This is a genomic window from Streptomyces sp. MB09-02B, from assembly GCF_033794485.1.
Classification (GTDB): domain Bacteria; phylum Actinomycetota; class Actinomycetes; order Streptomycetales; family Streptomycetaceae; genus Streptomyces.
The window spans coordinates 1-3,216 of sequence record NZ_JARGEE010000665.1; the positions used below are offsets into that span (position 1 = coordinate 1).

At 70.7% G+C, this 3,216-nt stretch carries 4 protein-coding genes; 3 read left to right on the forward strand and 1 reads right to left on the reverse strand.

Annotated features, from left to right (window positions below; genetic code table 11):
* The coding region (locus P1P70_RS42500) for a biotin--[acetyl-CoA-carboxylase] ligase (protein WP_319247549.1) at window positions 1-828 on the reverse strand (828 nt) is incomplete at its 3' end.
* 157 nt (window positions 829-985) lie between these two features.
* Between P1P70_RS42500 and P1P70_RS42505 the strand changes: the two genes are divergently transcribed.
* The 3 genes from P1P70_RS42505 (at window position 986) to mmpB (ending at window position 3,022) form a co-directional block, all read left to right on the forward strand.
* A complete protein-coding gene (locus tag P1P70_RS42505) occupies window positions 986-2,584 on the forward strand; it encodes an acyl-CoA carboxylase subunit beta (protein ID WP_319247551.1) in 1,599 nt (532 codons plus the stop codon).
* 27 nt (window positions 2,585-2,611) lie between these two features.
* On the forward strand, window positions 2,612-2,821 hold the full coding sequence (locus P1P70_RS42510; RefSeq protein WP_184904269.1) for an acyl-CoA carboxylase epsilon subunit: 210 nt from the start codon (window positions 2,612-2,614) through the stop codon (window positions 2,819-2,821).
* 72 nt (window positions 2,822-2,893) lie between these two features.
* Window positions 2,894-3,022 (forward strand): morphogenic membrane protein MmpB, encoded by a 129-nt coding sequence (mmpB, locus tag P1P70_RS42515; RefSeq protein ID WP_086784515.1) that lies wholly within the window; start codon window positions 2,894-2,896, stop codon window positions 3,020-3,022.
* Window positions 3,023-3,216: the final 194 nt, after the last annotated feature.

The following is a 3,216-nucleotide window of genomic DNA, read 5'->3' on the forward strand; positions in this document are numbered from 1 at the left end:
CTCCTGCACCCCGTCCTCCGTGGCGAGAACCAGCCGCCCGTCCCCGTCCACGGCCACGGCCTCCCCCACCAGCGACCGGTCCCCGGGCAACTCGGCCCGCACGGTGCGCCCCAACGTCGCGCACCCCGCGGCATAGGTCTCCTGGAGCCCGCTCCCGGACGCATCACCTCCGGCGGCCCGCCACCGCCCGTACCACTCCTCCAACGACCGCAGCACGGCCCGCAGCAGCGGGTCACGATCCGTGGTCACGGCCCCGGCGAGCGCCAGCGACCCGGCCGTGGGCACCGGCAGCTCCTCCTCGCGCAGGCTGACGTTGATACCGATCCCGATCACGACGCCCCCCTCGCCCGCGCGCTCCGCGAGGATCCCGCCGGCCTTGCGCTCCTCGCCCCGCACGGTCACCAGCAGGTCGTTGGGCCACTTGAGTGCCGTGTCGACCCCGGCGGCCCGGGACAGCCCGGTCGCGACGGCGACACCGGTGAGGAGCGGCAGCCAGCCCCAGTGCCGCACCGGCACCTCGGTCGGCTTGAGGAGGACGGAGAAGAACAGGCCGGAGCGGGCCGGCGCCGTCCATTGCCGGTCGAGGCGACCCCGCCCAGCCGTCTGCTCCTCGGCAACGAGGACCGCGCCTTCCTCCGCGTCCCCCTTGAGCGCGAGCTGGACCAGGTCGTGGTTGGTGGAGCCGGTGCGCTGCACGACCTCCACATCGCAGTACAGGCCCCCGTGCCCGCCGTCCCGCACCAGGGCCCGCCGCAACGCGGCACCGTTGAGCGGAGGTCGATCGAGGTCGGACCAACGGTTGTCGTCTGAGGCATCTCGCGGCGTCATGCAACCCAGCCTAGGTGTGGTAAACGACGCACTGCCGAACGGTAGGCGCAGCACTACGCTACGGATGAGTAACCACGCCCACGTCTGAGCACGCACCGCCGCAGCATTACTGACTGATCCCTCACGTCCCCATGAGCAGGCAGGGAGCCGCATCCCGATGTCCGAGCCGGTAGAGCCAGCAAGCATCGACATTCACACGACCGCGGGGAAGCTCGCGGATCTGGAGCGCCGTATCCACGAGGCGACGCACGCCGGCTCCGAGCGCGCGGTGGAGAAGCAGCACGCCAAGGGCAAGCTGACGGCCCGTGAGCGGATCGAACTGCTCCTCGACGAGGACTCCTTCATGGAGTTCGACGAGTTCGCCCGGCACCGCTCCACCGACTTCGGCATGGAGAACAACCGCCCCTACGGCGACGGGGTCGTCACCGGCTACGGCACGGTCGACGGCCGCCCGGTGGCCGTGTTCTCCCAGGACTTCACCGTCCTCGGCGGCTCACTCGGCGAGGTCTTCGGCCAGAAGATCATGAAGGTGATGGACTTCGCGCTCAAGACCGGCTGTCCCGTCATCGGCATCAACGACTCCGGCGGCGCCCGCATCCAGGAGGGCGTCATGGCCCTCGGCATGTACGGCGAGATCTTCCGCCGCAACACCCACGCGAGCGGTGTGATCCCGCAGATCAGCCTCGTCGTCGGCCCCTGCGCGGGCGGAGCGGTCTACTCCCCCGCGATCACCGACTTCACGGTGATGGTCGACCAGACCTCGCACATGTTCATCACCGGCCCGGACGTCATCAAGACGGTCACCGGCGAGGACGTCGGCTTCGAGGAGCTCGGCGGCGCCCGCACCCACAACGCCACCTCCGGCGTCGCGCACCACATGGCGGGCGACGAGAAGGACGCCATCGAGTACGTCAAGCAGCTCCTGTCCTACCTCCCCTCCAACAACCTCAGCGAGCCCCCGGCCTTCCCCGAGCAGGCGGACCTCACCCTCACCGACGAGGACCGCGAACTCGACACCCTCGTCCCGGACAGCGCCAACCAGCCGTACGACATGCACACGGTCGTCGAACACGTCCTGGACGACGCGGAGTTCTTCGAGACCCAGGCGCTCTTCGCGCCGAACATCCTCACCGGCTTCGGCCGCATCGAGGGCCACCCGGTGGGCATCGTCGCCAACCAGCCGATGCAGTTCGCCGGCTGCCTGGACATCGACGCCTCCGAGAAGGCGGCACGCTTCGTCCGCACCTGCGACGCCTTCAACGTCCCGGTGCTGACCTTCGTCGACGTCCCCGGCTTCCTCCCGGGCGTCGGCCAGGAGCACGAGGGCATCATCCGCCGCGGCGCCAAGCTCATCTACGCCTACGCCGAGGCCACCGTCCCCCTCATCACCGTCATCACCCGCAAGGCCTTCGGCGGCGCCTACGACGTCATGGGCTCCAAGCACCTGGGCGCCGACCTGAACCTGGCCTGGCCCAGTGCGCAGATCGCCGTCATGGGCGCCCAGGGCGCGGTCAACATCCTGCACCGGCGCACCATCGCCGCCGCGTCCGACGAGGAGCGCGAGGAGGTCCGCGCCCGCCTCATCCAGGAGTACGAGGACACCCTCCTCAACCCCTACACGGCAGCCGAGCGAGGCTACGTCGACGCGGTCATCCCGCCCTCCGAAACCCGCCGCCACCTCGTCCGCGGCCTGCGTCAACTCCGCACCAAGCGGGAATCCCTGCCCCCGAAGAAGCACGGCAACATCCCCCTGTAGCCACGTCCAACCACGCTGGGAGCCGACATGACCATCAAGGTCGTACGCGGAAACCCGACCCCGGAGGAGCTGGCGGCCGCCCTGGCGGTGGTCCGCGCCCGCGCCGCGGCGGCAGCCACCGAGCCGCCCGGCGCGCCCGCCCCCCGCGACTCCTGGTCCGACCCGTCCCGTATCGCCGCCCACCGCCTGCCGGCCCCGGGCCCCACCACGTGGAGCCGCACCTACTGGCCCGGCTGAGCGGAACCTCTCCTACCGAATTGAGTACGCGTACTCAGGCGCCCGGCCCGCCGGGCGGCGCACCATCGCAGCATGCTCTGGTCCGACCCTGAGAACGAGCCGCCGAAGGAACTGCGCGACACGCAGGCCATGCTTCGGCGGCTCGGCGTGCTCATGGCCTGCGCCATGCTCCTGGCCATGCTGGTCCTGGGCATCCTCTAGCACCCCGGCGGCGGCGAGGCCGCGAACGGCGAGAAGGGGGCGTGTCGGGGGGTGTCCGCCCGCAGCGGTTGGCGCGTCAACAGCCCGCACTTCCCAGCCAACCGATTCCGCGCCGTTCCGAGGACGGACACCCCCCGGCGCGGAATCGGTTGGCTGGGAAGTGCGGGCTGTTGACGCGCCAACCGCTGCGGGCG

What these genes read in the sequence shown, in the direction of transcription:
- mmpB (WP_086784515.1), top strand. Translation starts at nt 2,894, where the DNA reads ATGCTCTGGTCCGACCCTGAGAACGAGCCGCCGAAGGAACTGCGCGAC.
- P1P70_RS42510 (WP_184904269.1), top strand. Translation starts at nt 2,612, where the DNA reads ATGACCATCAAGGTCGTACGCGGAAACCCGACCCCGGAGGAGCTGGCG.
- P1P70_RS42505 (WP_319247551.1), top strand. Translation starts at nt 986, where the DNA reads ATGTCCGAGCCGGTAGAGCCAGCAAGCATCGACATTCACACGACCGCG.